Raw genomic sequence first — 26,468 nt, forward strand, 5'->3', positions numbered from 1 at the left:
GTCTCGAGACACCAGCCGTGCGGGCGGGACGAGGCCACATCGCATCGTGCCGGGACCCGCAGTACCGAGGGCGACAATGGAAAAAGTCCGCCATGAATCGCTTGGCGATGCGATAGACATCGCGCTCATTCAGACCAGGGACGACATCGGCAAGACGTTTGAAACGATCGCAAAGGATTGCGGCGTTCGTCCCCACACCTTCGTCGCTGATTTTCCGGACATTCCCGATCTGGCGCGCAAGATCGAACCGCAGGTGGACGCCGTGCTGTGCCGGCCTGGCACCGCGGAACACGCCGCCAGCACCATCGGCATTCCGGTCATCGCCATACCGATCACGTCGTTCGACCTGGTCTGCGCGCTCTATCATCTGAACACGTCGTTCCGCCGCGTGGCGGTATTTTGTTACCGCAAGCGGTTCTCGGGCATCGATGTCATCGAGAAACTGTTCCAGTGCGAGGTCATTCAGTATTTCTTCTGGGATATCGAGGAAATCCCGAAGCTGGTGGAAGATGCGGCCGTGAAGGGCGTCGACTGCTGTTTTGGCGGCGGCGTCACCTCCGCCCATGCGCACCGTGTCGGGCTGCGCAGCGTCAAGATCGCGCCCAACGAGGATTCGATCTTCCGGTCGGTCCATGAAGCCCTGCACGCCGTCAGGGCCCGGCGGCGCGAGCGCAGCCAGGCGGCGCGGCTGGAAATGGTCTTCGATTCGATCTCGGAAGGCATCGTCGTCACCGACAACGAGAAGAACGTCGTCATCTACAACGGCACGGCCGCCAAGATCTGCAAGACCGGAGAAGCGGACGTCATCGGCAGGAACGTCCGCGATATCGTCCGGGATCCGGGCATCGCCATGACCTTCATGTCCGAGGAGAAGGAACCGAGCTACCTGAAGAAGATCCAGGGCAACACCTATGCGATCCGGCAAAAGCCCGTGGTGCTGGACCAAAACCGGATCGGCACGGTCTATTCGTTCGAGGACATCACGACGATCCAGCATCTGGAAGCGTTGATCCGCAACCAGTTGCGCAGCAAGGGGATGGTCCCCCGCTACAGCTTCGACGACATCCTGTCGCAAAACCCGCAGATGAACCGCTGCAAGGACCTTGCGAAGCGCTACGCCCGCGCCGCCGCCTCGGTCGTCATCGAGGGGGAATCGGGCACCGGCAAGGAAATGTTCGCCCAGAGCATGCACCAGGCCAGCAACCGCGCGACGGGCCCGTTCGTTGCGATCAACTGCGCCGCCATCCCCGAGACCCTTTTGGAAAGCGAGCTCTTCGGCTACGAGGGCGGCGCCTTCACCGGCGCCAGAAAGGAAGGCAAGCCCGGGCTCTTCGAAGAGGCGCACCAGGGCACCATCTTCCTCGATGAGATCGGCGAAGTGCCGGCCGCGCTGCAGGCGCGCCTGTTGCGCGTTTTGCAGGAGCGCGAGGTCCGCCGCGTCGGCAGCAACCGGATCGTCGCCGTCGACATCCGGATCATCAGCGCGACCAACAAGAACCTTCTGCAAAAGGTCCAGGAAGGCACCTTCAGGGACGATCTCTACTATCGCCTCAACGTATTGAACCTGAAAGTACCGCCCTTGCGCGAACGCAAGGAGGACATCTCGCTGATCGCCGAGAAGCTGCTGACGCTGTCCGGCATGCAGGTGACGCCGGAGATCATGGCCGCCATCGCTCCGGCCCTGACCGCCTATGATTGGCCCGGCAACATCCGCGAGCTCACCAACATCCTGGAGCGGATCTCGCTCCTGATCGACAATGCGAGCGCGCCGTCCGAATGGGCCGGGTTGCTGGAACAGATGCTGCAGGTCTCCGGCAATGACGACCCGCAGGTGATGACGCTGTCCGTCGACATGAATTGCGGCCTGAAGGACCTGGTCCGCGAGGTGGAACGCAAGGTCGTCGGCGAAATGCTGGTCAGGAACAACAACGATCTCGCCGCGGTGGCCGCCCAGCTGAAGATCGGCCGCACCTCGGTCTGGCGCAAGGTGCGCAGCGAGACGACCCACTAGGGCTTGACTCCAGTAGCTTGAGATCGCCTCGGCGATGCTGGGCGTGCGACGAGGACCGTCGCCGGACCTGTCCGCGTGCCCGTTCGGGGCTGCGGGCACCGGCGACGCCGTTGCAAATGGCGCGCCGCTGCGTTTCAATAATGAAACGGCACAAATAATTGTTTTTTATGAACTTTTGAGATTCTTTCCGTTTCAGATTTGAGATGGCGTGCGGCCGGACCCAGCGGATTAGCCACGAAAGTGTTGGCACGCAACTTGCGAACTCCCTTCGCTGAGACGGCATTCCTGCGCCCGGCAATGCTCGAAAACCGAAAATCCTTCCGGCTAGCGAAGTCGATCTTCGCGGCAACGGGAAACGTCTGCCTGAAAGCAAAAAGAGCACATGATCCTATGAACGCCACGCCCCCCTCTTTCCTTGCAGATCGGTTGCTGACCAGTCTGACATTCGACGAGCTGGAGGTCGGCCAGACCGCGAGCATCGAGCGCGAACTGACCCCCACGGACATCAACCTGTTCGCGGCCATGTCCGGCAATGTCGATCCGCTGCATTTCTCCGGCGGTGCGGCCTCCCGCTTCCGCCAGCCGGTCGGCCACGGCATGTGGACGAGTTCCCTGTTCTCCGGCCTGCTCGGCACGCGACTGCCGGGCCCGGGCACCATCTATCTCAGCCAGACCCTGACCTTCGTCGCGCCCTTGCACGTCGGCGACACGGTGACGGCGACCATCCGGGTCGCCGAAAAGAGACGCAACGGAAAGGGGCACGAGCGGGTCACCTTCGACTGCTCCTGTGACAACCAGAAAGGCGATCCGGTGGTCACCGGCACGGCGGTCGTCATTCCGCCGTCCGAGCATGTCGCCCAGGCGGGCGTGGAATTGCCGGATCTGCAATGGATCGCCCACGACCAGCTCGCCCGGCTGACCGCGAAATGCGCCGACCTGCCGCCCTTGCCGACGGCGGTCGTCTACCCGTGCGACGAGACCTCGCTTCGCGGGGCCTCAACCGGCGCCGCCATGGGCCTCATCGATCCCGTCCTCGTCGGGCCGCTTGCGCAGCTGCGCGTTCTGGCAGAGCAACTCGGCCTTGATATCGCCGCCCATCGCATCGTCGATGCGGCAAGCCCGATCGATGCCGCCCTCAAGGGGGTGGCGCTCGCCAGGAACGGCGAGGTGGGCGCGGTGATGAAGGGCGCGCTGCACACCGACGAGCTGATGGGCGCGATCGTGCGGCGCGACACGGGCCTGCGCACATCAAAGCGCATCAGCCATGTCTTCGTCATGTCGGTGCCGACCTATCCCAAGCCCCTCCTGATCACCGACGCCGTCGTCAACATCGCCCCGGAAGCCGACGACAAGGCGGGCATCATCCAGAATGCCGTCGAGCTTGCCCGGGTTCTCGGCGTCGAGACGCCGCGCGTTGCCGTTCTTTCGGCGGTGGAAACGGTCAATCCGAAAATCCAGTCGACTGTCGATGCCGCAGCGCTCTGCAAGATGGCCGATCGCGGCCAGATAACGGGTGCCATCGTTGACGGCCCATTGGCCTTCGACAATGCCATCTCAGCAGAGGCTGCGCGCACCAAGGGCATCCGCTCCGCGGTGGCCGGCCGGCCCGACATCCTGCTGGTGCCGGAACTTGCCTCCGGCAACATGCTCGTCAAGCAGTTGTCGTTCCTGGCCCACGCCGATGCTGCCGGCATCGTGCTCGGCGCCGCCGTCCCCGTCATGCTCACCAGCCGGGCCGACAGCCTGCCGTCAAGGCTTGCCTCCTGCGCGCTTGCAGTCCTGCTCGCCAACAAGGCGACCGGGAACGGCGCGGCCGGTACGGAGGCAGCGAAGTGAACGTTCACGCCAATCTCACCAGCGGCGCCCTCCTGGTCCTCAACAGCGGGTCGTCCTCCGTCAAGTTCACCGTCTTTCGGGTCGAACCGGAAGGCCGGGAAATCACGCCGCTGTTTGCCGGCCAGTTGACCGGCATCGGGACCGACGCGCGGCTCTCGGCCAAGACCGCGGCCAGGGAACCGATCGCCGACGAATCCTGGGCCGATCGCGACACCGGCAGCGTGCCGGTGCTGCTGCCGCATCTGATATCGTGGATCGAACGCCACCTGCCGGCGGACCTGCCGCTCATGGCCGCCGGCCACCGGGTGGTCCACGGCGGCGCCAACCTCCATCACCCGGAGCGGATCACGGACGATGTTCTGGCCGAGCTGGAAACCCTCATCCCGCTCGCGCCCCTGCACCAGCCGCAGAACGTTGCCGCGATCAAGGTGCTGGCCGAGAGCCGGAGCGACCTGCCCCAGGTCGCCTGCTTCGATACCGCTTTCCACCACGCCCAGCCGGCGCATGCGACCACCTACGCCATCCCCAGGCACCTGACGGAGGCGGGCATCCGCCGCTACGGGTTCCATGGGCTTTCCTATGAATATATCGCGCGCCAACTGCTCGCGACCCATCCGGACCTCGCCACGGGCCGGGTCGTCGTCGCCCATCTCGGCAACGGCTCGAGCCTGTGCGCCATCAAGGACGGCACCAGCATCGACACCACCATGGGCTTTTCCGTCTTGGAAGGCGTTCCCATGGGCACGCGCTCCGGCGGCCTTGACCCCGGCATCCTGATCTATCTGATGCGCAAGTTCGACATGGACGTGAACGACCTGGAGCGGCTGCTCTACCACCAGTCCGGCCTGCTCGGCGTTTCCGGCGTCTCCAACGACATGCGCGTGCTTCTCGGCAGCAGCGATCCCCATTGCGCGGAGGCCGTCGACCTTTTCTGCCTGCGGGTCGCCAAGGAAGTCAGCGCGCTCGCCTGTTCCATGGGCGGCATCGATGCGCTGGTCTTCACGGCCGGCATCGGCGAACACTCCGCGGCGGTCCGCGCCGGGGTCTGCGCCCATCTGGAATGGCTCGGCATCGAGCTCGATCGGGCGCGCAACGCCGGCGACGAGGCGCTGATCTCCACCGACGCGTCCCTCCCGGTCCACGTCATGGCCACCGACGAGGAATTCATGATCGCGCGGCACACGGTCGATGTGCTGACGAACCGCGGCGATGCCCGCCACGGACCGGCGGCACAGATCGAGGGAGCGTCCGGCAGCGGTGAGGGGTGCTGTACCGCACCGGCGCAGGCGCAAGAGACCTGAACCGTGGCGTCGAGCACTGTAACCGCCGCAAAAGACGAAGAGATCGAAAGGTGTGCGGATTGCGGACCGTTCTCAGGATGATCCGTTGTCCGTCGCTGCCCGGGATGGGGCTTCGGTCACTCGATCTTGTCGAGGATGGAGGCCGTCTGGAGCAGGTATCGGCCATTGGTGTTGAAATAGTCGATGCCCGTCAGGTCCTGGATTTTCTTGATCCTGTACCGGAGCGTGGTGATGTGGATGGAGAGCGTTTCGGCGGCCTGCTTCAGGGAGTTCGCGGAAATGCAGACGTCGAGGCTGGTCCACAGATCGGACCGGTGATCGGCATCGTACCGCTTGATCGGCGAAATGACGTTACTCTTGATCGCCGTGTGTTCCGCCGTCCCCAGGAGATGGGACACGGCGCTGACTTCCAGGAAGTCGGTCTGGAAATGAACCCGTTCGTCGGGCGCAAAGATGTGGCCGAAGCGAACGGCGGAGCGCGCGCCGAAGAAGCTCTTCGGGATGTCGCCCACCTTCTCCACCGGCGCGCCGCATCCGAGGCAGAATCCGGACCCGACGCGCGGAGATTCCAGGGCGGCAAGGAGCTTGCGTTTCAAGACGCTCAGTTTCATGTCCTGCTTCAAGGCCAGGAAGACGATGTAGCCGTTGGCGAAGGAGTGGACGACGCTGCCGCTGAACTCGCGCCTGAAATACGCCTTGAAATGCTCGAAGCGCGCATAGTGGCTGGCATCGAGCGTCGATCCGTTCTGGCGCGCCGCGTCGCGGATCAGCAGGATCCGCATCAGGCCGCGATGGGAAAAGCCGAGGCTCTCCAGGCTCAATTGCAGCCCTTCGGGGTCGTTGACGACGCCATAGAGGATGCGGTCGACGGTGATGGCGGAGGCGCGCTGGCCGCTTTCCAGGAGCAGGTAGTCCTCAAGGATCTTGATCGACAGGAACGAGACCATTTGCCGGCAAAAGAACACCTCCTCCTCGTCGAGCTGGTGCTCCATCCGGACGATGAAATAGCCGCCGATCCCGTCCTGCAGCATGGCCGGAAAGACCATGCAGCCGGCCCGCGCATAGGGCCGGTTGGCGTCGCTTTCCGCCTCCACGAGACGGATTTCCTCCATCAACCGGGAGATCAGGGCCGGCGCGAACGCGTGGTCCCGGTCGCTGCTGGCCAGGGTCTCCCCGTTTGAAGAGATGCAGATGCAGGCAAGGCGGGTGGAGGCGGAAAATCTCTGAACGAAATCGGCAAGGCCTTCGCGCTTGACGATCGCGTCATAGAGCTCCTCATAGTGCTGGTTGACGCGCAGCAGTATCGAATATTTGTAGTTCACGAGCTGCGTCATGACGCAGAAGATGATTTCGCGGAACGGCAGGTTTACTTTTGAAATGATGAACAACGGGACGTCGTTCGCGTTGGCGAAATCGATCAGTTCGCCCGGCAGCACATCCATATAGGGATTGAGCCGGTTGAGCTTGACCACGAGGGCGGAAATCCCCTTGTCGGCAAGCTTGCGGAAGGCGTCGACCATGGCCTCGATGTTGTTCTTGTAGGCCGACAGCGTCGTCAGGATCATCATGCCGCGGCCGACGTCGCCGTCGGGGTAGTCCGGCACCTCCATGACGGATATGGACCGGACGTCCCGGTTCACCCCGTCCCGGCCGGCGACCAGGTCGATGTTCTCGGCAAAGATCTCCTCTTTCATGAGATCCGATATCGCTACGCCCATAAACGCCTCCGGGGAACAGGGGTCGTGTCATTGCCGTGCCGGCAACCGGAGCCCGCGGCCGCGACCGGGCCCCGAGATCCCTTGCCGGGAACATGCGCCCCCGTCGGTGCGGCTCGTGCGAGCGCCGGGGCAGAGACCTCCTGTCGTCACGATCATCATATGGCGCGATGTCTTATCGCTTTGCAAAGGTCCGGTGCCCGGCACCTAGGCCGCCGGCCGGGCGATCGGGAAAAAGCCGTGCCGGCCCCTTTCGTGCAAGAAAAGAGGTCCGGCACGGCTTCACGCAGACCCGCCTTGAAGGGAGGGAGCGGCGGGGGCCGATGCCGGCACTGCGTCTTGGATGGATGCGGGGTCTTCTGCGGTCTCGGCGGACGCCGCCTGGATCGCCGTCAATGCGATCGTGTAGACGATGTCGTCGACGAGGGCGCCGCGGGAGAGGTCGTTGACCGGCTTGCGCAAGCCCTGAAGCATCGGGCCGACCGAGACCACATTGGCCGAGCGCTGCACGGCCTTGTAGGTGGTGTTGCCGGTGTTGAGATCGGGAAAGATGAAGACGTTGGCGCGACCGGCGACGGCCGAACCCGGCGCCTTCTGGCGGCCGACGCTCTCCACCGAGGCCGCGTCGTACTGGATCGGCCCGTCGATGGCGATGTCGGGGCGCCGTTCGCCGACCAGCTTTGTTGCCTCGCGCACCTTGTCGACGTCGGCGCCGGTCCCGGAGGCGCCGGTCGAATAGGAGATCATGGCAACACGCGGCTCGATGCGGAAGGCGCGGGCGGACTCCGCCGACTCGATGGCGATCTCGGCGAGCTGCTCCGCCGTCGGGTTCGGATTGATGGCGCAGTCGCCATAGACGAAGACCTGGTCCGGCATCAGCATGAAGAAGACCGAGGAGACGATGGTCGAGCCGGGCCGCGTCTTGATCAGTTGCAGGGCCGGCCGGACCGTCGAGGCGGTGGTGTGCACGGCGCCGGAGACGAGGCCGTCGACATGGCCTTCGGCCAGCATCATGGTGCCGAGCACCACGGTGTCCTCGAGCTGGGCGAGCGCCTGCTCGGGCGTCAGGCACTTGGATTTGCGCAGCTCGACCATCGGCGCGACGTAGGACCGCCGCACGGCATCGGGATCGACGATTTCCACGGTATCGGGCAGGTCGATGCCGTGCCGGGCCGCTGCCGCCCTGACGACCTTCGCGGCGCCGAGCAGCACGCAGCGGGCAATGCCCTTGCGCGCGCAGATCGCGGCCGCGGCCAGGGTCCGCGGCTCGTCGCCCTCCGGCAGCACGATGCGCCGGTTGCCCGCCTGCGCGGAGCGGATCAGCTCGTTGCGGAACATCGGCGGGGTCATCGCCGTCGGCTCGGGGATGAGGTCGCGCGTAAGGAAGACCGAGACGTCGAGGTGATCGGCGAAATGGTCGATCAGCCGTTCCATGCGCTCGTCGTCCCCGGCCCGGATCCGCCGGTCGACCGCGCCGAGACGGCGAACGGCGTCGAAGGTTTCCAGATCGCTCGACAGCACGCTGAGGCCGTTGAGGCGCGGCGCCAGGAACGCCTCCAGCGCGGGAGGGATGCGGGCACCGCAGGTCAAAAGCAGCCCTGCGATCGGCATGCCGCTCGCCTTGGCGAACGCCGTCGTCACGACCACGTCGGAGCGGTCGCCCGGCGTCACCACCAGGGTGTCGGGCTTCAGCCTTTCCACCAGATGTTCCGGGCTGCGTGCGGCGACGACGACCTCGCCCATGCGGGCATCGCGCATGTCGCCCGACGCCAGCACTGCAAGGCCGAGATCGCTGACCACATCGGCGAGGCGCGGCGCGGTGAAGGAGGCGTCCTCCGGGACGACGCCGAGCAGCGTTGCGGCGAAATCCGCGCCGCCGATCGCCTCGGCGAGCGCGCCGGCGATCCGTGTCACCACGACGCCCTTCGGCGGGGCGCCGTCCCAGCCGAAGCGGCGGGCGGCATCGGCGATCGTCTCGGCGAGCCCGGCGGCGGTCTCGTTGCGGCTGAGGAGAACCGGCACAACGCTGGCGCGCAGCGACCGGGCGATGATGATGTCGAGTTCGGCGATCAGCGGATGGGCATCGCTCAGCGCCGCCCCTTCGATGACGACCGCATCCATGCCGTCGGAGGCGGTGAGGACGAGGGAGACGACCCGTTCCAGGAGCGTGTCGAGCTCGCCGCCCCTGACCGTCGCCTCGGCCTCGGCCAGCGGGATCGCGTCGGGCACGTCGAGGCCGAGGATGCGCCTGGCGAACCCGACGGACTCGTCGGCCTCCTCGCCATGGGCCGGATCGTCGCCGATCGGCTTGACGAAGCCGACCGCGGCGCCGTGGCGCTGCAGCGCACGGGCAAGGCCGAGCGCCGTCGTCGAGCCGCCGAGGTCGACCGTGGTCGGCGCGACGTAGATCAGGAGCGGGGAGTGCTGGGCGGTCATTCTGCAGCCTCGGAGAAAACGGAAAAGGCGACGGGGGCGTCGGCAAAGGCGATCGCGGCGGCGTCGCAGGCGATCATGCGCTCCTCGTCGGTCGGCATGACGAGGGCGGCGGGACGGCCGCTCCGGCTGACGCAGCCGGCAGTGCCGCCCCTCATTGCCCGGTTGGCATCTTCGTCCAGGTGCATGCCGAGAAAGCCGAGGCGGGCGATGACGGAGGCCCGGACGCTGGCCGAGTTCTCGCCGATGCCGCCGGTGAAGACGACGGCATCGAGGCGGGGAAGGGGCATCCTGAGGGCGCCGACGGTCCTGGCGATGCGGTAGGCGAAGACATCGAGCGCCATGCGCGCGCCGGCGTGCCCTTCGGCAGCGGCCGCCTCCAGCGTCCGGCAGTCGTTCGACAGTTCGGAGAGGCCGAGCAGGCCGCTCTCCTTGTTGACCATGGCGTCGAGGGCGTCGACGTCCAGCCCGGCGCGGCGGGCGATATAGGTGAGGGCGCCGGCATCGACGTCGCCGCAGCGCGTGCCCATCACCAGCCCCTCCACCGGCGTCAGCCCCATGGAGGTATCGACGCTCTTGCCGTTGCTGACGGCGGTCGCCGAAGCGCCGTTGCCGAGATGGAGAACGATGAGCCCATGGTCCTTCGGGTCGAGGCCGAGGAATTCTACCGCGCGCGCCGCCACGTAGCGGTGGGAGGTGCCGTGGAAGCCGTAGCGCCGGACGCCGAAATCGCGCCGGAACCGCTGCGGCAGGGCGTAGAGGTAAGCTTCTTCCGGAATGGTCTGGTGGAACGCGGTGTCGAAGACCGCGACGTGACCCGCATCGGGGAGCGCCGCCATCGCGGCGCGGATGCCGACGAGGTTCGCCGGATTGTGCAGCGGGGCGAGCACCGCGCAGTCATCGATGCCGGCCATCACCTCCGCGGTGATCTCGACCGACCGGGTGAAGCGCTCGCCGCCATGGACCACGCGATGGCCAACGACGCCGATGCGGTCGCGAAGGCCATGCTCGGTGAGAAAGGCAAGCAGTGCATCGAACGCCTGCTGGTGCCCGGCGCCGACGATCGGCGTCGTCCGGCGCGTGCCGTTCCTATCGAACCGGATCGACGCTTCGTCGGAGCCGAGGCGTTCGGCCAGGCCGTCGACGAGCGGCGACGGCAGGGACGTATCGAAGAGGGCGAATTTCAGCGAGGACGAGCCGCAGTTGACGACCAGTGCCAGGGGGGAACAGTTAGCCACGAAAAAACTCCCGGACGTGTGCCGATGGGGAAGGACAAGGCCTCGGGACATCCCCTGAGGACATGCTCCCGAGTTGAGAGAAAAGGACCCGATCTCGACGCAACGACCCGGCCGAAACAGAAGAAAATCGGCCGATCCCTCCCGTTCCGCCGGGCGCTTGCCGCGGCGGTTGTCAGCAAATCCGAAATCCGTCACCCGTCAGGCGGGGGCGGATTGGCGCTTCGGGAGGAAGGGTGTTTCGATCGACAGCGCTCTCAAGGGGCAGCCGGTCCGGCCGCCCCCCGAGCGCTCGGCGTCAAAGATCGGAAAGGAACTCGTCGAGGCAGTCGCAGACGACCTGCGGGTTCTCCACGATCAGGAAATGGCCGTAATCCTGGACCGGCTTGTAGACCAGCTTCTGCGTGCCGGTCAGCCGGGCCATGGTCTTGGCGACCATGTCTTCCGTTACGATGGGATCGTCCACGCCGTGGACGATGAGCACCGGGCAGGTGATGGTCGACATCTTGTCGCGAACGTCGAACCCCGTGTACTGCTTCAGGTCAGCATATTTGGTGCTGGAGATTTCCTGGGCGACGCCCAGCATGATGAAGTCGCGGGCGTCTTCCGAACAGGCGCGGCCGATCAGGCACTCCGAATATTCGATCTGCGAGTGCTGGACGCTGACATAGGGATGGTCGAGCATCTCCAGGATCTTCGCGTCGACCGTCGGCGTGTAGTCCGCCCCCTGCATGGAGAGGATGGCCGAGACCGGATAGTTCTGGGCGATGTAGTAGACGATGTTACCGCCCATCGAGCAGCCGATGACGACCGGGTTCTTGGCGTCCAGTTCCTGGATCACGTCCCAGACGAAGGAGCCGTATCCCTCGAAGGTGTCGATCGCCTTGTTGTGCGGCAGCGGCCAGCTCTTGCCGTGCGCCGGCATGTCGAACGAGTAGACCTTGTACTTGTCCTCCATGATTTCGAGGATGTCGTGGTACTGGCGGTTCTCGCGGCCGGCCGTGTGCAGGCAGATGATCGTGTAGGGGCTGTCCTCGGGACCGTCATTGGTCTCGAAATAGGTCTTGATGCCCTGAACTTTCTTGTAGAATCCGGTGATTGCCATGATCGTGCCTCCTTACTTCGTGCCTTCAAGAATTTCGGCGAACACGCGGCAGAGATAGGCCACGGCGTTGAAGTTCTGCCGCGTGCGAAGCGGCGCTCCCATATGGGCGAGGCAGTTAGGGTTCATCTTGTTGGTGGAAACGGTGAGGCTCTTGCGGACGGCGAACTGGTCCCAGTCCTTCTTGGCGCCGGACACCCCGAGGTCGACGCCGCTGAGCGGAATGCCGGCTGTGACGTCGATGATTTTCCCGTTGTGGACGGCGAAGGTATAGACCTCCTCATCGTATTTGAGGGTGATGTTGCCGGTCAGAACCCGCCCGTAATACTTGTTGGCGAAGGTATCGGCATCGGGACCGTTGAGCCTGTCTTTGAGCTTCAACATGACGTCCTGCATCGTATTTCTCCTGTCGGAACAACTCTTCTTGCTCTTTTCGTCCAGGACCCGAAGGCGCCCGGGGACGGGGCAGCTCCGGGTCGGGCCTCCCCCGGGCGTGCCCGGGAGAGGGATTTCGTGCCCGACCTAGTCGGCGATCTCGGTCAGTTCCTTGCGAGCGGTCTCGACGCCCCAGATATACACGATCGGAACCATCAGGAATCCGCCGATGGCGCAGACCAGTTCGGCCGTCGTCGGGGTGCTGAGGTCGGCGATCACGCCGAGCGCCATCATCGAGAACACGGCCGACAGACGCCCGACACCGATGGACAGGCTGTTGCCGGTGGCCCGGACGTGGGACGGGAAGATCTCCGACGAGTAGGCGATCAGGATCGAGTGCACGCCGAGGCCGATGCCGATGATGGGCGTCGCGATGTAGAGCAGCGTCACGTCGGGGGTGGCCGACCGGCTGGAGACGAACATCATCAGGGTGCCGATGAGGATGATGATGGTGAACAGCAGCATGCCGCGCCGCCGTCCGATCATGTCGCCGATCTTGCCGGCAAGCGGGTAGCCGATGATGGCGACGCCCCACATCAGCATGTTGAGCTTGCCGCGGGCGACCGCGTCCATGCCGAAGTCCTGTGCTGCGCAGACCAGGAACCAGGTGGTGTTGCCCCAGGCCCAGAATGCGCCGATGGAATGCAGCGCCATGCCGACGAAGGTGCTCTTGCGGTATTCGGGCCGGAACAGCTCCCAGGTCGTGATCTTCTTCTGACGCGTGGTCGGCGGAACTTCGGCCGCGCCGCCCGTGTTCGGAACCTTCTTGCCGTGGTCGCGCAGCCAGAGGTCGCTCTCACGCAGCCAGAAGATGACCGGAATGCAGATGACGATACCGATGATGCCCATCTGGCTGAACGTTCTCCACGAAAAGCCCATGGTCATCATGACGGTGAACATCGCCGAGCAGAGGAAGTAGCCGACCGGCGTACCCATCTGCATCAGGCCGAGGAAGGCGCCGCGATCCCGCGCCGGGACGACCTCGGAAAGGTGCGACGAGCCGATGCCCCACTGGCAGGTCTGGCCGTGCGCGGAGATGAACCGCAGCGGCAAGAGCTGGAGGATGCTCGTGGTGAAGCCGATCATGCTGTTGAAGATGGTGGCGAAGGCGATGCTGAGGCACATGCCGAGGCGCCGCCCCTTCCTGTCGGCGAGCAGCGGCAGCCAGAGTGCGCTGATGAAGCCGCCGAGCGAGTAGACGCTGACCACAAGTCCGATCGAGGTGGAGGAGTAGTTCATCTCCTCCATCATGCCGGAAAGCGCCAGGTTGAAGGTGTTGCTGAACCCGACGAACGTCCAGCCGAGGAAGACGACGATGAAGGTCTTGTAGACAAAGGCCTTGTCGATGAATTTCGGTTTGGAGACGTTGGGTGGGTCGGAAATCGCTGCTTGTGTCATCTTGATTCAACTCCCTGATCAGATCGTTCCGTTGGCAGCAAAGTCTTCTATTTCCTTGTCGCTGTAGCCGAGCGCGCGGTAGACCGCCTGGTTGTGCTCGCCGAGCGACGGGGAGGGCCCGCGAACGTGCGGGTTGGTTTCGGACATCTTGAAAGGCTGGTTGGTGATCCTGACCTTGCCGATCGTCGGGTGGTCGACTTCGGTGAAGACCTTGCGGTCTCCGGCCAGGTGCGGATCTTCCGCCACCTGCGCGATGTTGTAGATCGGCGAGACGGGCATCTTGGCCGCCAGCAGGCGCTCGACCAGATCGTCGATCGGGATCGTGCTGGTTGCCTCGTCGATCAGCCGGTCGAGTTCCGGCTTGTTCTTGACCCGCTCGTCGTTGTTGGCGAATTCCGGGCGTTGCAGAAGCTCGGGCCGGCCGATGATGTTGCAGAGCTTTTCCCAGGCCACCTCACCCATCGCCAGGAGGGCGACCTCGCCGCCGATGGCGTGGTAGCAGCCGCCGGGCGCGCAGGCGGTGTAGCCATTGCCCTGGCGCTGGGGGACGACGCCGGTCGTCAGGTAGACCTGGTTGACGCTGGCCATGCCGACGATCGCGGCCTCGACCAGCGAGGCGTCGATAAACTGGCCGCGGCCGGTGGCGTGGCGGTGTTGCAGCGCCGCCAGGATGCCGATGGTGGCATTCATGCCGGCCATTACGTCGGCGACGGAGGAGCCGCAGCGCACCGGCGGCCGGTCGGGATAGCCGGTGATGCTCATCATGCCGCTGAGCGCCTGGGCGACCGGGTCGAAGCCGGCCCGCTGGCTGTAGGGGCCGGTCTGGCCGAAGCCGGAGACCGCGGCATAGATCAGGCCGGGATTGATTTCCCGCAGCGTCTCGTAGTCGAGGCCGAGCTTTTTCATGACGCCCGGCCGGAAGTTCTCGACCAGGACGTCGACTTCCTTGATCAGCCGCAGGAAGACGTCCTTGCCCTTCTTCAGGTTGAGGGTGATGCCCTTCTTGCTGCGGTTGAAGTTGACGAAATAGGTGCTCTGGCCGTTCTGCTTGGGCAGGTTGATGCGGGAGTCGTCGCCGACGCCGGGGGTTTCCAGCTTGATGACGTCGGCGCCGAGATCGGCGAGGAGGGCGGTGCATGCCGGCCCCGCCAGTACCCTGCCCATGTCGAGGACCTTCAGCCCCGACAAGGCCGATCCGTTGGTGTATTCCATTGTCTTCTCCTGTGGCTTGCTCAGCCTTTTTCGTTGCCGGCGATGAGAACGGCGCTGAGCTGCGGTGGGCCGCCGAAGGTGTGGGAAAGGCCCCTGGCGACGCCCTTCAGCTGGCGCTCGGGATTGTCCGTGCGCCCCTGGAGCTGCTTGTAGATTTCGTAGGTCATGCGGATGCCGCTGGCCCCGACCGGGTGGCCGAAGCACTTCAGTCCGCCGTCGACATTGACGGGCAGCCCGCCCGTGCGTTCGAAGAAGCCGCTGTCGATGTCGTCACGGGCGCGGCCGCGCGCGCTGAAGCCGAAGTCCTCGTAGATCAGCATCTCCGTGACGGTGAAGCAGTCATGGACTTCGGCGACGTCGATCTCCTCGCGCGGGTTCTTGATCCCGGCCATCTCGTAGGCCTTGCCGGAGGAGACCTTCAGCGCGTCGAAGCTGGTCCAGCCGAAGTCCGGCCGCAGGTGCGGCAGGCCGGCATCCATGGAGATGCCGAAGCCCTTGACCCAGATCGGATCGTCGCGGAACGAGCGGGCGTTTTCGGCGCTGGTGATGATCGCGCAGGCGGCGCCGTCGCTGTTGCCGCAACAGTCGAACAGGCCGAGCGGGGTGGCGATGATCGGCGCCTTCAGCACGTCCTCGACGGTGATCTCCTTGTGGAAATGCGCCTTCGGGGAGAGCATGCCGTTGGCGTGGTTCTTCACCGCGATGTTGGCGAGAAGCCGCTTGCCTTCATCGTAGGAGATGCCGTTCTCCTCGAAATAGCGGGTGCCGATCAGGGCGAAGGAGCCGGGCGCCGTGCGGCGGGCCTCCATCACGGTGGAGATGCCGCGTCCGGCGCCGAGCCCGGCAAAGCCGGTGTCCTTCAGCTTTTCCGCACCGATCGCGAGCACGGTCTTGTAGGCGCCGCTGGCCACCGCCATGCACGCCTCGATCAGCGCGATATGGCCCGAGCAGCAGTAGTTCTCGTTGCGCAGGATCGGGATGTTCTTCAGCTTCAGGGCGTCGGCGATCGGGGTTGCGGCAAGGGCGCCGGTGGTGCCGTTGGAATAGAAGACGGCATCGATCTGGCCAGGCTCGATCCCGGCGTCGGCATAGCCCTCATACGCCGCTTCGATGATCAGGTCGGACAGCCCCATGTCCCAGCGCTCGCCGAACTTGGAGCAGCCCATTCCGACGATGGCGACCTTATCCTTCATTGTTCTTCTCCTCGGCCTTGCGCAGCGGCCGGAACTTCCAGTAATAGTTGACGAAATTCCCGAGGTTGTGGATCTTGCGTAAGGTAAAGTTGAGTTTTTTACCTACGAAAATCTCTTCCGGATTGAAGTCCGTCATGTTCAGGTAGTATCGGCATCCCGACTCATCTTGCGCGACGGTCTGGACGACGACGGGATCGTCGCTGCGGCCGGCGAGCCGATCGATGGAATAGGTGAATATTTCCGGTTCCATGCGAGATCTTGGGGAGACCGTGAACTTGTCCTTCGCGCCGCAGGAATGGCAGACGCGGTTCACCGGAAAGGCGGCGGTGCCGCATTCCTCGCAGACGCTGCCTTCCAGCCCGAGATAGGTCCCCTGGTCGCGCCAGGTCATGGCGGTGGAGATCGTCAGGCGGAAGGGTTCCCCGGCGGCCGGCTCGATGGTCCCGCGGAAGGAGAGCAGCCTGCCGTACTCGGCAAGCTCGCGCCGGGACGCAAGGAGGTCGCGCATGCGGCTGCGCCGCGGACAGCGGCAGATGGCGTCGGTGACGGTCAGTGAAAAGACATCGGCGCCGTTGCCGTAGTTGGCGACGAGGATCCGGTCGCCGGGGGAGGCGGTTTCCAGGGCGGCGGCAAGGGCGACGAACACCTGGGCGGTGCCCGAGCAGCCGATCTCGAGCATCAGCGGGTCCTGGACCTGCTCGGGAGAAAAGCCCAGCTTCTTGGAGACCGCGAGGTGCTCGCGCAGGTCCGAGGTCGAGATCACCAGCCGCGCATAGTCGGCGGCGCTGGAATGGGTCTCCTCCAGGAAGGAGGAAATCGCCGCCTGCATGGCCGACTTGTAGCCGCAATCGGTGACGAAGCGCGGTTCGGCCGTGTTGATGTGGCGCTCGCCCGCATTGCGCCAGACGTCGACGATCTCGCGGGTGTTGCCCGACATGTGGTCGATCACGGCGATCGGGCTCTCGTCGCCGATCGTCACCGCGGCGGCGGCATCGCCGAACAGTTGCTCCTGCGGCGATTTCGGCGCTGCGTCGCGGCAATCGGCGGCGACGACGACGGTGTTCGTGCCTGGCCGGGCGATGGCCGCGTCGAGGGCCATGCGAAGCGCCCCGGTGCCGGCCTTCAGGGAGCTGGCAAGGTCCATGGTGAACACCGTTTCGGGGAGGCTGCACGCCCTGGCGACGATGGCGGCGTGGGATTTCTCGGCGTAGGGCGCGGTCGTCGAGGCGAAATACAGCGCCTGGATGCCGCCGCCCAGCGTGTCGGCGCCGGCGTCCCGGATGGCCTCGACCGCCATGGTGACGGCATCTTCGTCCACATTGGCGACACTGCGGCAGCCCTTGAGCCCGCGTGCCCCCCACGCAGCGGCGATCGTATTCCGCTGCATGTAGTAATAGGGGATATGTACGCCGATTGACGTAATTCCTATCGGTTGCATTACCACTTGCTTCCTTGGCTTTACGGTTTTGTTTTTCCTTCTGTATCTTGAACAATTACAAGCCGCGGCACGGCTTCCACAATTCGCAGATTGATAATGGAAAGGACCAATTTTCCTACGAAAGGAGGGGTCTTTTGTGCGCTGCAGCAATGTCTTGGCGCTGCAATGTGCTGAAGGCCGTCAAAAAGGATTCAACTGCGACCCCACGCCGCAAGGTTTTTACTTGACAGCAATTTGAGGAATACTTTGGAGGGCGGCACGCGGACGAGCGCGCATGGGCGGCAGGCCCGCAGTCGGTGCCCCCGCCGTCGGAGGCAATGCCGAAAAAAAGAATGAGGCGCCGTGCCGTCGGGCAGGGCGCCTCATCCAGGGTCGTGCAGCGTCGCGCGGGAAGGTCGCAACGAGCGCTGCGATCGATCGGGCTCAGCCGATGTTGACGCGGTATTTCTCGATCTTGTCCCAATCCAGTTCGACGCCGAGGCCGGGGCCTTCGGGGAGCTGGGTGTGGCCGTTCTTGATGACCAGCGGGCTCTTGATGATGGTGTCGGCGACGCAGTCGAGGTAGCAGGCGACCTCGCAGGGCAGGCTGATCTGCCGGAACGCTGCGGCGAACTGCACGCAGGCGGCGGCGCCGTAGTCGCATTCGGCCTGCAGGCACACCTGTACCGGCAGGTTTCCGGCTTCCGCCAGATGCACGATCTTGCGCGACTTGGTGAAGCCGGTGCGCGGGATCTTGATGCCGATCTCGCGGACAGCGCCGAGCCGGAGCTGGTGATAGACGGCCTCGACGGTGAAGCTCGATTCATCGGTCAGGATCGGAATGTCGGTCCGGCTGGCGAGGTCCAGGCGGCCGGCATCGTCCGACGCCCGGATCGGTTCTTCGAGGCTGTCGATGACGCCTTCCAGCGCCTTCATCACGCGGATGGCGTCCTGGCGGCCGTAGTCCATGTTGGCATCGATGTAGAGCCGCGCGTTCGGGGCTTCCGCCCGCATCTCCTTCAACAGCGCAATGTCGTTGTCCGGATCCGGCCCGCCCTTGACCTTGAAGCAGATGAAGCCTTCGCCGGTCAGGCGCTTCAGTTCGGCGATCGCCTGCTCGTTGGAGACCAGCGGGATCTGCCAGGAGACCGGCACTTCCGTGCGATAGGGGCCGCCAAGGAGTTGCGCCGCCGAGACGCCGAGCAGCCGGGCATTGAGGTCCCACAGGGCGACGTCGATCGCGCCCTTGGCCGCCGGGTTCCACTGCAGCCGCTCCATCTTCTCCCAGATGCGCTCCAGGTTGAGGGAATCCTCGCCGATCAGCGGCGGGATCAGATGCTTGGTCAGCGCGTAGTACATGCCTTCCTGGGTCTCGCCGTAGATCATCGGGCGGGGGATCGCCTCGGCGTGGCCGCAGGTGCCGTCCTCCGCCTCGATACGCACGATGAGGTGGTCGGACGCGGTGAGGGCGCCGGCGGCCCATTTGACCACATGCTTGTAGGGAACGCTGAACGGCGTGACCGTGATCGACTTGATTTTCATGACATTTCTCCTGTTGGCGGAGGGAGGACGGTGAAGGGATCGAAGGGGTTTCCGGGCGCGCGGACGCACTACGCGACGGCGCCCGGAAACGGATGGTGAGGAGGAGGCCGGCGCCGTCAGGCGCCGGCGGGGTCGGGTGCTGCGGTCAGGCCAGGGTTTTCCCCGCGGTTTCCTTGCCCCAGAGCGCCACCGGGATGGCGAGCCAGCCGAACAGCGTGGAATAGAACAGGGCCGTGCTGACGCTGGAGTAGTCGGCGATGACGCCCATGACGGTCGGGCACATGATGGCGGCGACCTTGCCGGTCGCGACCGAGAAGCCGAGCCCCATCGACCGGTTCTTGGAGGAGAAGATCTCGCTCGTGTAGGTGATCAGCGGCGTGTTGGTGGACTGCGCGAAGCCGAGCAGGACGGCAAGCGCGAAGACGGCCATCATCGACGGCGTATCCATCCAGCGAAGGACGTTGAGGCCGACCACCGCCGTCATGCCGAGCATCAGGCACAGGATGATGCACCAGCGGCGGCCGATCCGGTCCTGGAGCCAGCCCGACAGGAGATAGCCGCAGGTCGCGACCGCGTAGATGATGATGAACACGCTGCCGATCTGCCCCGACGTTGCGCCGAAGTCGCTGACCAGTGCCGAGGGCAGCCAGATCGTCGCGCCCCAGCCATAGACGCCGAGCGTCACGTGCAGAACCGAGGCGACGATCGTCGCCTTGCGGTCCTCGGGCGTTGCAAACAGCGCCGACAATCCTTCGCGCGTCCGCCACACCTTGCTGGCGTCGATGTCGGCGGCGTTCTTGCGATCCACCCAGGCCTGGCTTTCCTTGAACCGGCTGACGACCGGAATGATGACCAGTGCCGGCAGGACGAGCGCGAAATAGCAGGCGCGCCAGCCGAGCCCGAGCGCGGCGACGGTGGCGAAGATCACGCTGGCGAGGAAATAGCCGAGCGGATAGCCGGACTGCATGATGCCCATCCAGAATCCGCGCTTCTTCGGCGGCACGACCTCGGCCAGATAGGTGGCGCCGATCGGCCATTCGCCGCCGGTGCCGATGCCGGTCAGGAACCGCGCGACGCCGACGGTGAACGCGCTGCCGGCAAGGCCGATCGCGCCGGTGAAGACGGAATACATGCCGACGCAGGTGATCATGCCCCAGCGGCGGCCGTATTTTTCACCGATGATGGGAAGGGTGAACGAGCCCAGCGTCGCGCCGGCAAGGAACATCGTTCCGATCAGGCCGATCGCGGATTGCGACAATTGAAACTCGTCGCGGATGAGGGGCATCGTCAATGAGAAGATGGTGCCGTCGGCAGCATCGAAAATCCAGGCGATGCAGACGACGATCAGGATCAGCCAGGAGTCGCGCGTCATCCTGTCTTCGGACGTCGCGGCAGCCAGGCGTGGCTTCAGCGTAGGTTTTGGTCGGTCGCATACTGCGGTCATTGCCACCCCCGAATTGGCAGACGATTGTTTTTGTTGTTCGAGTCCTCTGGTGGCCGTTTCTTATTTGTCGGATAGCGGTTTTTGGAAGATGCCTTTAGCACGGTTTGCAAATTTATTGTGTCACGATGAATAGTATAAAGATGCGTCACATTAGCCGCTATCCACAGAACGAGGATTTCCGACCCCTAACCTTGCTTCGAAAGGAGGAATTCGGCGTTGCGACGGGACTCCAATTGAGCCGTTTATTCTCCAAATTAACCGTTTCAGAACGGCGTTGCGGCCGGAATCTGGCGCGAGCAAAAACAACCACCGGTCTTTGCTCCGCAAAGGGCATATTTGAACTGTTGAGCGGCAAGTACTGGCCCGCCTGACCGTACGGCACCCGTCGGCAACAGGTGCCGGCGTCAACCGCGCCCGCCGGCGCGGAGTGTCATGTGTGGTGATCAGCCGGCCGGATGTGCCGGCAGGGATGCCGGCGCGGCCGCGCGCGAGGCGGGGGACGGAGCGCGTTCGGGAGAAGCCAAGGGGAGGAAAAACGCCCCTTTCCGTCCTTGCCTACTGCGCCGCCACCCCGCTGAACGACCTGTCGAGCGCCTCGGCGACCGGCTCCACGTCGTCCATCGACAGGCAGAGCGGCGGCACCATGCGCAGGATGTTCTTGAAGTTGCCGGATTTCGACATCACGAGGCCGTTGTCGCGGGTGGCCTCGAAGACCTTTGCGGTCGCCTCCGGCGCCGGCTCCCTTGTCTGGCGGTCCTTGACCAGTTCGATCGCCATCATGAAGCCGCGACCGCGCACGTCGCCGATGACCTCGTAGCGCTGCTTCAGGCTTTTGAGGTGCTCCATCAGCGCCGCGCCGACGGTGCGGGCGTTCTCGATCAGGTTCTCGTCCTTGATCACCTGCAGGACCGCGCGGCCGGCGGCGCAGGCGACCGGATTGGCGCCATATGTATGGAACAGGAATTTCTCGCGCATCGATTCCGCGACGGCGCGCTTCATGACGACGGCGCCGAGCGGGATGCCGTTGCCGATGCCCTTGGCCATGACGACGATGTCGGGGACGACCCCGTGGCGCTCGAAACCCCACATGGCATCGCCCGTCTTGCCGAAGCCGGACTGCACCTCGTCGACGATGCAGAGCCCGCCGGCTGCGCGCACGCGCTCAAACGCGCCTTTCAGGTAGCCGTCCGGCGCAATGACGATGCCGCCATAGCCCTGCACCGGCTCGATGATCATGCCGGCAAGCGCCCCGCTCGTCGTATAGGCGATGGTGCGGTCGATCTCTTCCAGATAGGGCTCGGTGCCGGGCCCGAAGATGCCGCGATACTGGTTCGGCTCGGCAACGAAGCTGATGTTCGAGAGCTGGCCGATATTGTGGCGGAAATTCCTGACGCCGGTGACGCCCTGCGCCCCATAGGTGGCGCCGTGATAGGAATTGCGCAGCGCCAGCATGTCGGAATTGCCGGTCGCGGAGCGCGCCAGCATGATGGCGAGGTCGATGGCCTCGGTGCCGGAATTGGTGAAGTGGACGACCCAGTCCTCGCCCGCCGGCATGGTCGCGGCGAGCTCTTCCGCGAAATGGGCCGGCACCGGATGGTGGAACATGGTGGTGCAGTGGGTCAGCCGGTCGACCTGGTCCTTGACCGCGGCGGTGACCGCCGGGTGCGCGTGGCCGACGCTGATGCACAGATTCATGCCGAGGAGGTCGATCAGCCGGTTGCCGTCCTCGTCCCAGACATACTGGCCCTTGCCCTCTTTGATCACGAGCGGCGTCTCATAGGGAACGAAGGCGCGCTGGGTCGCCGCAAAATATTTGTCCCGTTTGTCGAGGATCGCGTCGCGGGACCAGTCGGTTTGCAGTTCCGATCCTGTCGCGTTGCCTGCCGTCCTGTCCATCGATCGTCTCCCTTCGAGCTTGCCTGTTCTGAGAATGCGGGCACCCGGCGAAGAGGAAAAGGGACAGATGATCTATTTCGAAGGGACAGATGGCGCCATCTGTGACAGTGTCCGTCCAGACCGAAAAGGCGAGCGACATGGATATCCTGACGTCACGGATTTTCGATCTGCCCGGCAACTCCGGCCTCAAGCTCCGCGACCGGATCTGCGAGCAGGTCAGCGCCGCGATCTCCCGCGGCGCGCTGCCGCCGGGGTTCCGCATGCCCTCCTGCCGGGCCCTCGCGGAGCGGCTCAAGGTCTCGCGCAACACCGTGTTCGCGGCGTATGCGCGGCTGGTCGATCTCGGCCTCCTGGAGGCGAAGGATCGCTCGGGCTATGTTGTGCGGGCCGCCGCGTTGCCGGTCGTGCCTGCCGGGAGCGGCGCTGGCGCGGTGGAGGCCGAACCCGTCGACTTCGGTCCGTTGCCGCCGTCGTCCCTGAAGCGGGTCGACCATCCGGCCGACTGGTCCGACTATCCCTATCCCTTCATCTACAACCAGACCGATCCGGCGCTGTTTCCGATCGATGCCTGGCGCGAGTGTTCCCGCCAGGCGCTGAAGCGCTCGACCCTGACGGAATGGACCGGGGAATACATCGCCGGCGACAGCCCCCATCTCCTGCAGCAGCTCCGCCAGCGGCTCCTCGTCTATCGCGGCGTCCTTGCCGGCGACGACGAGATCATGGTGACGCTCGGCGCCCAGAACGCGCTGGCGATTATGGGGCTGCTGTTCGCCCGCAACGCGGGGCCGATCGCGGTGGAGGATCCCGGCTACCCCGACGCTCGCAACGCCTTCACGCTCACCGGCAACGACGTGAGGGACGTTGCCGTCGACGATGGTGGGCTTGTCCCGGGAAAGATCCCGCAGGGCTGCAAGCTCGTCTATGCAACGCCCAGCCACCAGTTCCCGACCTCCGTCAGCATGACGCTTGCGCGACGGGAAGACCTGGTCGCCCGCGCCGCTCGCGACGATTTCTTTGTCCTTGAGGACGACTACGAGGCCGAGATGCATGGCGGCGCGGATGCCTTGCCGACGTTGAGGTCCCTCGACCGCAACGGTCGGGTCATCTATGTCGGCAGCCTGTCCAAGACCCTGTCGCCGGGCCTCCGGATCGGCTTCATCGTCGCCAGCCGCCAGATCATCCGCGAGGCGAGGGCGATCCGCACCATGCTTCTCAGGCATCCGCCGACGATCCTCCAGGAGACGACGGCCCTGTTTCTCGGCCTCGGCTATTACGACCGGCACCTGCGCACGCTCGTGCGTCGCCACGGCGAGCGCTGGCGGCACATGAAGGCGGCCATCGACAGCAAGCTCGGCGCCTTTTCCGTGAAGCACTCCGTCGGCGGGACCTCGTTCTGGCTGACCGGCCCGGAAGGCTTCGACGCCACGGCGTTCAGCGCTTCCCTGCGAAGGGACGGCGTCATCATCGATGCCGGCGAGACCTTCCACATGGCGCGCGCGCCGAAAAATTCCTTTCGTCTGGGCTTTGCCTATGTGCCGGAGGAGCGCATGGAGCGCGGCGTCGCCCTCATCGCCGAAGCCGCTGCCAGTCATGGTGTTCCGGCCGCGTGAGGCGTCAGCGGACCCTCGACGTCATTGCCCCGCGCCCTATCACCAGAACCAGCGCCGGATGGCCTGAAAAAAGCCGCAAGGGTCTGGACGATCGCCGCAATCGTGGTTGGCCCGTCCCGGAGCCGCGAGACGGAGGATCCGCCCCTGCCCGAACCTGACCGCAAGGCGACGATGTCGCGCTGGCTGCCGCTCAAGGCATTCCGGCAGGGAAGTCCATTGTTCGGCAACGACGTCGTCGACGACGACCTCAGCGAAGGCATTGCCCGCGAGGAGCTGTCCGGGCTCGCCTACATGTTCTGGGGGCGCATCGTCGTCCTCGGGTTCCTGGCGCTGTGGGTCTTCTTCACGCTGCCGCTGGAGCGCTCGGGCGCCTATCTCCTTGCCATCGTCACCTTCGCGCTGCTCGGCGCGCCGCCCTATCTGCTCGCTCGCCGCGGCCTTGGCGGCAATGCGGTGACGGCCGTCTTCCTGCTGCTGGACGCCGGCGTGCTGTGCCTCATCCTGCTGGTGCCGCCGCCCTTCTACGTCGAAGGCTGGACGCCGCAGATCAACCTGCGCCTTCCCAACATCCTCTATGCCGGCATCTTCCTCGTCGGCATGGCGCTCAGCTATTCGCCGACGCTCGTCGTCTGGACGGGCCTGTCCCTGACCGCGGCCTGGGCGGCCGGCTACCTCTGGATCGCCAGCCTGCCCGGCTCCGTCACCAACACTTCGCGCCAGATGCTCGACGGCGGCTTCACCCCCGAAGAGGTCATCCGGCGCTTCCTCGATCCGCAATCGGTGAGCCTTACCGTGCTCACCAACCAGGTCATCTTCCTCCTATTGATCACCAGCCTTTTGACGCTCGCGGTCTGGCGCTCGCGCCGGCTGCTGCGCCGGCAGGTGGCGGCAGAGGCCCAGCGCAGCGCCCTGTCGCGCTACTTCTCGCCGAACATCGTGCGCGAGCTGTCGACCAGCGGCGATGCCCTGATCCGACCGGAACGGCATCAGGCGGCGGTTCTCTTCGCCGATATGGTCGGCTTCACCGGCCTTTCGGAGGGGCGCTCGCCGGAGGCGTTGATGGGGCTCCTCAGCGAGTTCCACGGCCGCCTCGCGCGGACCGCTTTTGCCCATGACGGCACGGTCGACAAATATATCGGCGACGCCATCATGGTGCATTTCGGCACCCCGCGGACCCGCGACGACGACCCCGTGCGGGCGCTCTCCTGCGCCGTCGCCATGATCGCGGACATCGAAAGCTGGAGCCGCGAGCGGCAACGGTTCGGCAGCGAGCCGATCCACCTCGGCATCGGTGTCCATTACGGCGATGTGCTGGTCGGCAATATCGGCGACGAGAGGCGGCTGGAATACACCATCCTCGGGGATGCGGTGAACGTTGCGAGCCGACTGGAACGCCTGACCCGCGAGATCGGCTGCACCCTCGTGGTGAGCGACAATCTGGTCCGGGCGGTCAGGCAGGCCGGCGGTGACCCGGCGGCGATCGCGCCGGCCTTGAAGGCCTATCCGGCGCGCACCGTCCGTGGCCGCAAGGCGCCCGTTGCGATCTGGTGCGATACTGAGCCGGCGTAGTAGGACGCTGCCGGACGCCGGGGCGTGATCCGGCAGCGTCCGGAGTGGGTCTTCGTCAGAACGGCATCGGGTGCTGCCGGTAAGCCGCCTTGATGTCGTCCATCACCTCGTCGGAAAGCGTCAGGTCGGCGGCGCCGATGGCAGTCTCCAGTTGCGGGATCGAGGTGGCGCCGAAGATGACGGAGCCCATGAACGGGCGGGTCAGGCAGAAAGCAAGCGCCATCTGCGCCGGATCGAGGCCGTGCTTTTCGGCAGCGTCCAGATAGGCGTCGTGGGCCGGCCAGATGGTCGGAACGAGGCGCCCGTTGATGGTCGCGTTGAGGGAGCGGCGCGAGCCCGCAGGCGTCGTATCGCCGGCATATTTGCCCGAAAGGATGCCGCAGGCGAGCGGCGAATAGGCGAGGAGGTCGACGTCCTCGGTGCAGGCGAGTTCGCCGAGATCGAGGTCGAAGATGCGGCACATCAGCGAATATTCGTTCTGGATCGTCGCCACCCGCGGCAGGCCTTCGCGCTCCGACAGTTCCAGGAACATCCGCGTACCCCAGGCGGTCTCGTTGGAGAGCCCGATATGGCGCACCTTGCCGGCCTCGATCTGGCGCTGCAGTTCGCCGAGGATATCGGCGGTGTCCTGGCGCACGCTCGCCGCGTCGATGCCGGTCGGATCGTAGTCCCAGTATTTGCGGAAATGGTAGCTGCCGCGGTTCGGCCAGTGGAGCTGGTAGAGATCGACATAGTCGGTCCTCAGCCGCTTCAGCGAGGCATCGAGCGCCTCGCGGATCGCCTGCGGCGTGATCGGCGCGCCGCCGCGCGCCCGCGACGAGCCCTCGCCGGTGATCTTGGTGGCGAGCACCACGTCGCCGCGCCGGCCGGACTTTTCGATCCAGGTGCCGATATAGTCCTCGGTCTTGCCGGGATAGTCGGATGGGCCCGGATTGGCCGGGTACATCTCGGCGGTGTCGATGAAGTTGATGCCGGCATCGAGGGCGCGGTCGATCTGGGCGTGGCCCTCGGCCTCGGTGTTCTGGGAGCCCCAGGTCATGGAGCCGAGGCAGAGGGTGGAGACGCGAAGCTCCGTGCGTCCGAGCGTGGTGTAGTCCATGGAGCTCTCCTTGGAATGCG

General features: G+C 65.1%; 18 protein-coding genes. 5 read left to right on the forward strand and 13 right to left on the reverse strand.

Translation table 11 applies throughout. From position 1 onward, the window contains the following. Positions 1-76 precede the first annotated feature (76 nt). The 3 genes from M2319_RS03275 (at position 77) to M2319_RS03285 (ending at position 5,148) form a co-directional block, all read left to right on the forward strand. Complete coding sequence (locus M2319_RS03275) at positions 77-2,011, forward strand: sigma 54-interacting transcriptional regulator (protein WP_264600009.1); 1,935 nt, start codon at positions 77-79, stop codon at positions 2,009-2,011. A 426-nt stretch (positions 2,012-2,437) separates the two neighbouring features. Further along, positions 2,438-3,847, forward strand: coding sequence for a bifunctional enoyl-CoA hydratase/phosphate acetyltransferase (locus M2319_RS03280; RefSeq protein WP_264600010.1), 1,410 nt, complete (start codon positions 2,438-2,440; stop codon positions 3,845-3,847). Next, positions 3,844-5,148, forward strand: coding sequence for an acetate/propionate family kinase (locus M2319_RS03285; RefSeq protein WP_264600011.1), 1,305 nt, complete (start codon positions 3,844-3,846; stop codon positions 5,146-5,148). Before M2319_RS03280 ends, M2319_RS03285 begins: the two co-directional genes overlap by 4 nt. Positions 5,149-5,264: 116 nt before the next feature. On the opposite strand, the gene M2319_RS03290 is transcribed toward M2319_RS03285, so the two are convergent. The 12 genes from M2319_RS03290 to M2319_RS03345 all read right to left on the reverse strand — a co-directional run bounded on the left by M2319_RS03290 (position 5,265) and on the right by M2319_RS03345 (position 22,170). Then, the gene (locus M2319_RS03290; protein WP_264600012.1) at positions 5,265-6,842 is read right to left on the reverse strand and encodes a PucR family transcriptional regulator; all 1,578 of its coding nucleotides are present in this window, start codon (positions 6,840-6,842) and stop codon (positions 5,265-5,267) included. Positions 6,843-7,145: 303 nt separating this feature from the next. Further along, positions 7,146-9,299: a phosphate acetyltransferase gene (gene pta, locus M2319_RS03295; RefSeq protein WP_264600013.1), complete on the reverse strand. Its 2,154-nt coding sequence runs from the start codon at positions 9,297-9,299 to the stop codon at positions 7,146-7,148. Then, entirely contained in the window at positions 9,296-10,534 is a 1,239-nt protein-coding gene (locus tag M2319_RS03300; RefSeq protein ID WP_264600014.1) for an acetate/propionate family kinase, read from the reverse strand. The genes pta and M2319_RS03300 overlap by 4 nt, the downstream gene beginning before the upstream one ends. A 295-nt stretch (positions 10,535-10,829) precedes the next feature. Continuing rightward, positions 10,830-11,636 carry an alpha/beta fold hydrolase gene (locus M2319_RS03305; protein WP_264600015.1) on the reverse strand — a complete coding sequence of 269 codons (807 nt, stop codon included), beginning with the start codon at positions 11,634-11,636 and terminating at the stop codon, positions 10,830-10,832. 12 nt (positions 11,637-11,648) lie between these two features. Further along, entirely contained in the window at positions 11,649-12,029 is a 381-nt protein-coding gene (locus M2319_RS03310) for a hypothetical protein (protein WP_264600016.1), read from the reverse strand. Between the two features lie 126 nt (positions 12,030-12,155). Continuing rightward, positions 12,156-13,466 carry an MFS transporter gene (locus tag M2319_RS03315; RefSeq protein WP_264600017.1) on the reverse strand — a complete coding sequence of 437 codons (1,311 nt, stop codon included), beginning with the start codon at positions 13,464-13,466 and terminating at the stop codon, positions 12,156-12,158. A gap of 18 nt (positions 13,467-13,484) precedes the next feature. Beyond that, positions 13,485-14,678 (reverse strand): CaiB/BaiF CoA transferase family protein, encoded by a 1,194-nt coding sequence (locus M2319_RS03320; protein ID WP_264600018.1) that lies wholly within the window; start codon positions 14,676-14,678, stop codon positions 13,485-13,487. Between the two features lie 20 nt (positions 14,679-14,698). Further along, a complete protein-coding gene (locus tag M2319_RS03325; RefSeq protein ID WP_264600019.1) occupies positions 14,699-15,871 on the reverse strand; it encodes an acetyl-CoA acetyltransferase in 1,173 nt (390 codons plus the stop codon). After that, a complete protein-coding gene (locus tag M2319_RS03330; protein WP_264600020.1) occupies positions 15,861-17,309 on the reverse strand; it encodes a hydroxymethylglutaryl-CoA synthase family protein in 1,449 nt (482 codons plus the stop codon). Before M2319_RS03330 ends, M2319_RS03325 begins: the two co-directional genes overlap by 11 nt. Positions 17,310-17,732: 423 nt before the next feature. After that, the gene (locus M2319_RS03335) at positions 17,733-18,830 is read right to left on the reverse strand and encodes a mandelate racemase/muconate lactonizing enzyme family protein (RefSeq protein WP_264600021.1); all 1,098 of its coding nucleotides are present in this window, start codon (positions 18,828-18,830) and stop codon (positions 17,733-17,735) included. 145 nt (positions 18,831-18,975) lie between these two features. After that, positions 18,976-20,202, reverse strand: a complete 1,227-nt coding sequence (locus M2319_RS03340; protein WP_264600022.1) for an MFS transporter — start codon at positions 20,200-20,202, stop codon at positions 18,976-18,978. Positions 20,203-20,829: 627 nt separating this feature from the next. Then, the gene (locus M2319_RS03345) at positions 20,830-22,170 is read right to left on the reverse strand and encodes an aspartate aminotransferase family protein (RefSeq protein ID WP_264600023.1); all 1,341 of its coding nucleotides are present in this window, start codon (positions 22,168-22,170) and stop codon (positions 20,830-20,832) included. A gap of 137 nt (positions 22,171-22,307) precedes the next feature. Between M2319_RS03345 and pdxR the strand changes: the two genes are divergently transcribed. Together pdxR and M2319_RS03355 are read left to right on the forward strand one after the other, a co-directional pair. After that, a complete protein-coding gene (gene pdxR, locus M2319_RS03350; protein ID WP_264600024.1) occupies positions 22,308-23,780 on the forward strand; it encodes a MocR-like pyridoxine biosynthesis transcription factor PdxR in 1,473 nt (490 codons plus the stop codon). Between the two features lie 102 nt (positions 23,781-23,882). Next, complete coding sequence (locus M2319_RS03355; protein ID WP_264600025.1) at positions 23,883-25,349, forward strand: adenylate/guanylate cyclase domain-containing protein; 1,467 nt, start codon at positions 23,883-23,885, stop codon at positions 25,347-25,349. 55 nt (positions 25,350-25,404) lie between these two features. On the opposite strand, the gene M2319_RS03360 is transcribed toward M2319_RS03355, so the two are convergent. After that, a complete protein-coding gene (locus M2319_RS03360; protein ID WP_264600026.1) occupies positions 25,405-26,448 on the reverse strand; it encodes an aldo/keto reductase in 1,044 nt (347 codons plus the stop codon). Positions 26,449-26,468 lie beyond the last annotated feature (20 nt).

It is taken from the genome of Rhodobium gokarnense, assembly GCF_025961475.1.
Classification (GTDB): domain Bacteria; phylum Pseudomonadota; class Alphaproteobacteria; order Rhizobiales; family Rhodobiaceae; genus Rhodobium; species Rhodobium gokarnense.

Coding starts and splice junctions, on each gene's coding strand:
- M2319_RS03330 (WP_264600020.1), bottom strand. CDS start 17,309: ATGCAACCGATAGGAATTACGTCAATCGGCGTACATATCCCCTATTAC.
- M2319_RS03340 (WP_264600022.1), bottom strand. CDS start 20,202: ATGACGCGCGACTCCTGGCTGATCCTGATCGTCGTCTGCATCGCCTGG.
- M2319_RS03325 (WP_264600019.1), bottom strand. CDS start 15,871: ATGAAGGATAAGGTCGCCATCGTCGGAATGGGCTGCTCCAAGTTCGGC.
- M2319_RS03310 (WP_264600016.1), bottom strand. CDS start 12,029: ATGCAGGACGTCATGTTGAAGCTCAAAGACAGGCTCAACGGTCCCGAT.
- M2319_RS03315 (WP_264600017.1), bottom strand. CDS start 13,466: ATGACACAAGCAGCGATTTCCGACCCACCCAACGTCTCCAAACCGAAA.
- M2319_RS03360 (WP_264600026.1), bottom strand. CDS start 26,448: ATGGACTACACCACGCTCGGACGCACGGAGCTTCGCGTCTCCACCCTC.
- M2319_RS03320 (WP_264600018.1), bottom strand. CDS start 14,678: ATGGAATACACCAACGGATCGGCCTTGTCGGGGCTGAAGGTCCTCGAC.
- M2319_RS03345 (WP_264600023.1), bottom strand. CDS start 22,170: ATGGACAGGACGGCAGGCAACGCGACAGGATCGGAACTGCAAACCGAC.
- M2319_RS03275 (WP_264600009.1), top strand. CDS start 77: ATGGAAAAAGTCCGCCATGAATCGCTTGGCGATGCGATAGACATCGCG.
- pta (WP_264600013.1), bottom strand. CDS start 9,299: ATGACCGCCCAGCACTCCCCGCTCCTGATCTACGTCGCGCCGACCACG.
- M2319_RS03290 (WP_264600012.1), bottom strand. CDS start 6,842: ATGAAAGAGGAGATCTTTGCCGAGAACATCGACCTGGTCGCCGGCCGG.
- pdxR (WP_264600024.1), top strand. CDS start 22,308: ATGGATATCCTGACGTCACGGATTTTCGATCTGCCCGGCAACTCCGGC.
- M2319_RS03335 (WP_264600021.1), bottom strand. CDS start 18,830: ATGAAAATCAAGTCGATCACGGTCACGCCGTTCAGCGTTCCCTACAAG.
- M2319_RS03305 (WP_264600015.1), bottom strand. CDS start 11,636: ATGGCAATCACCGGATTCTACAAGAAAGTTCAGGGCATCAAGACCTAT.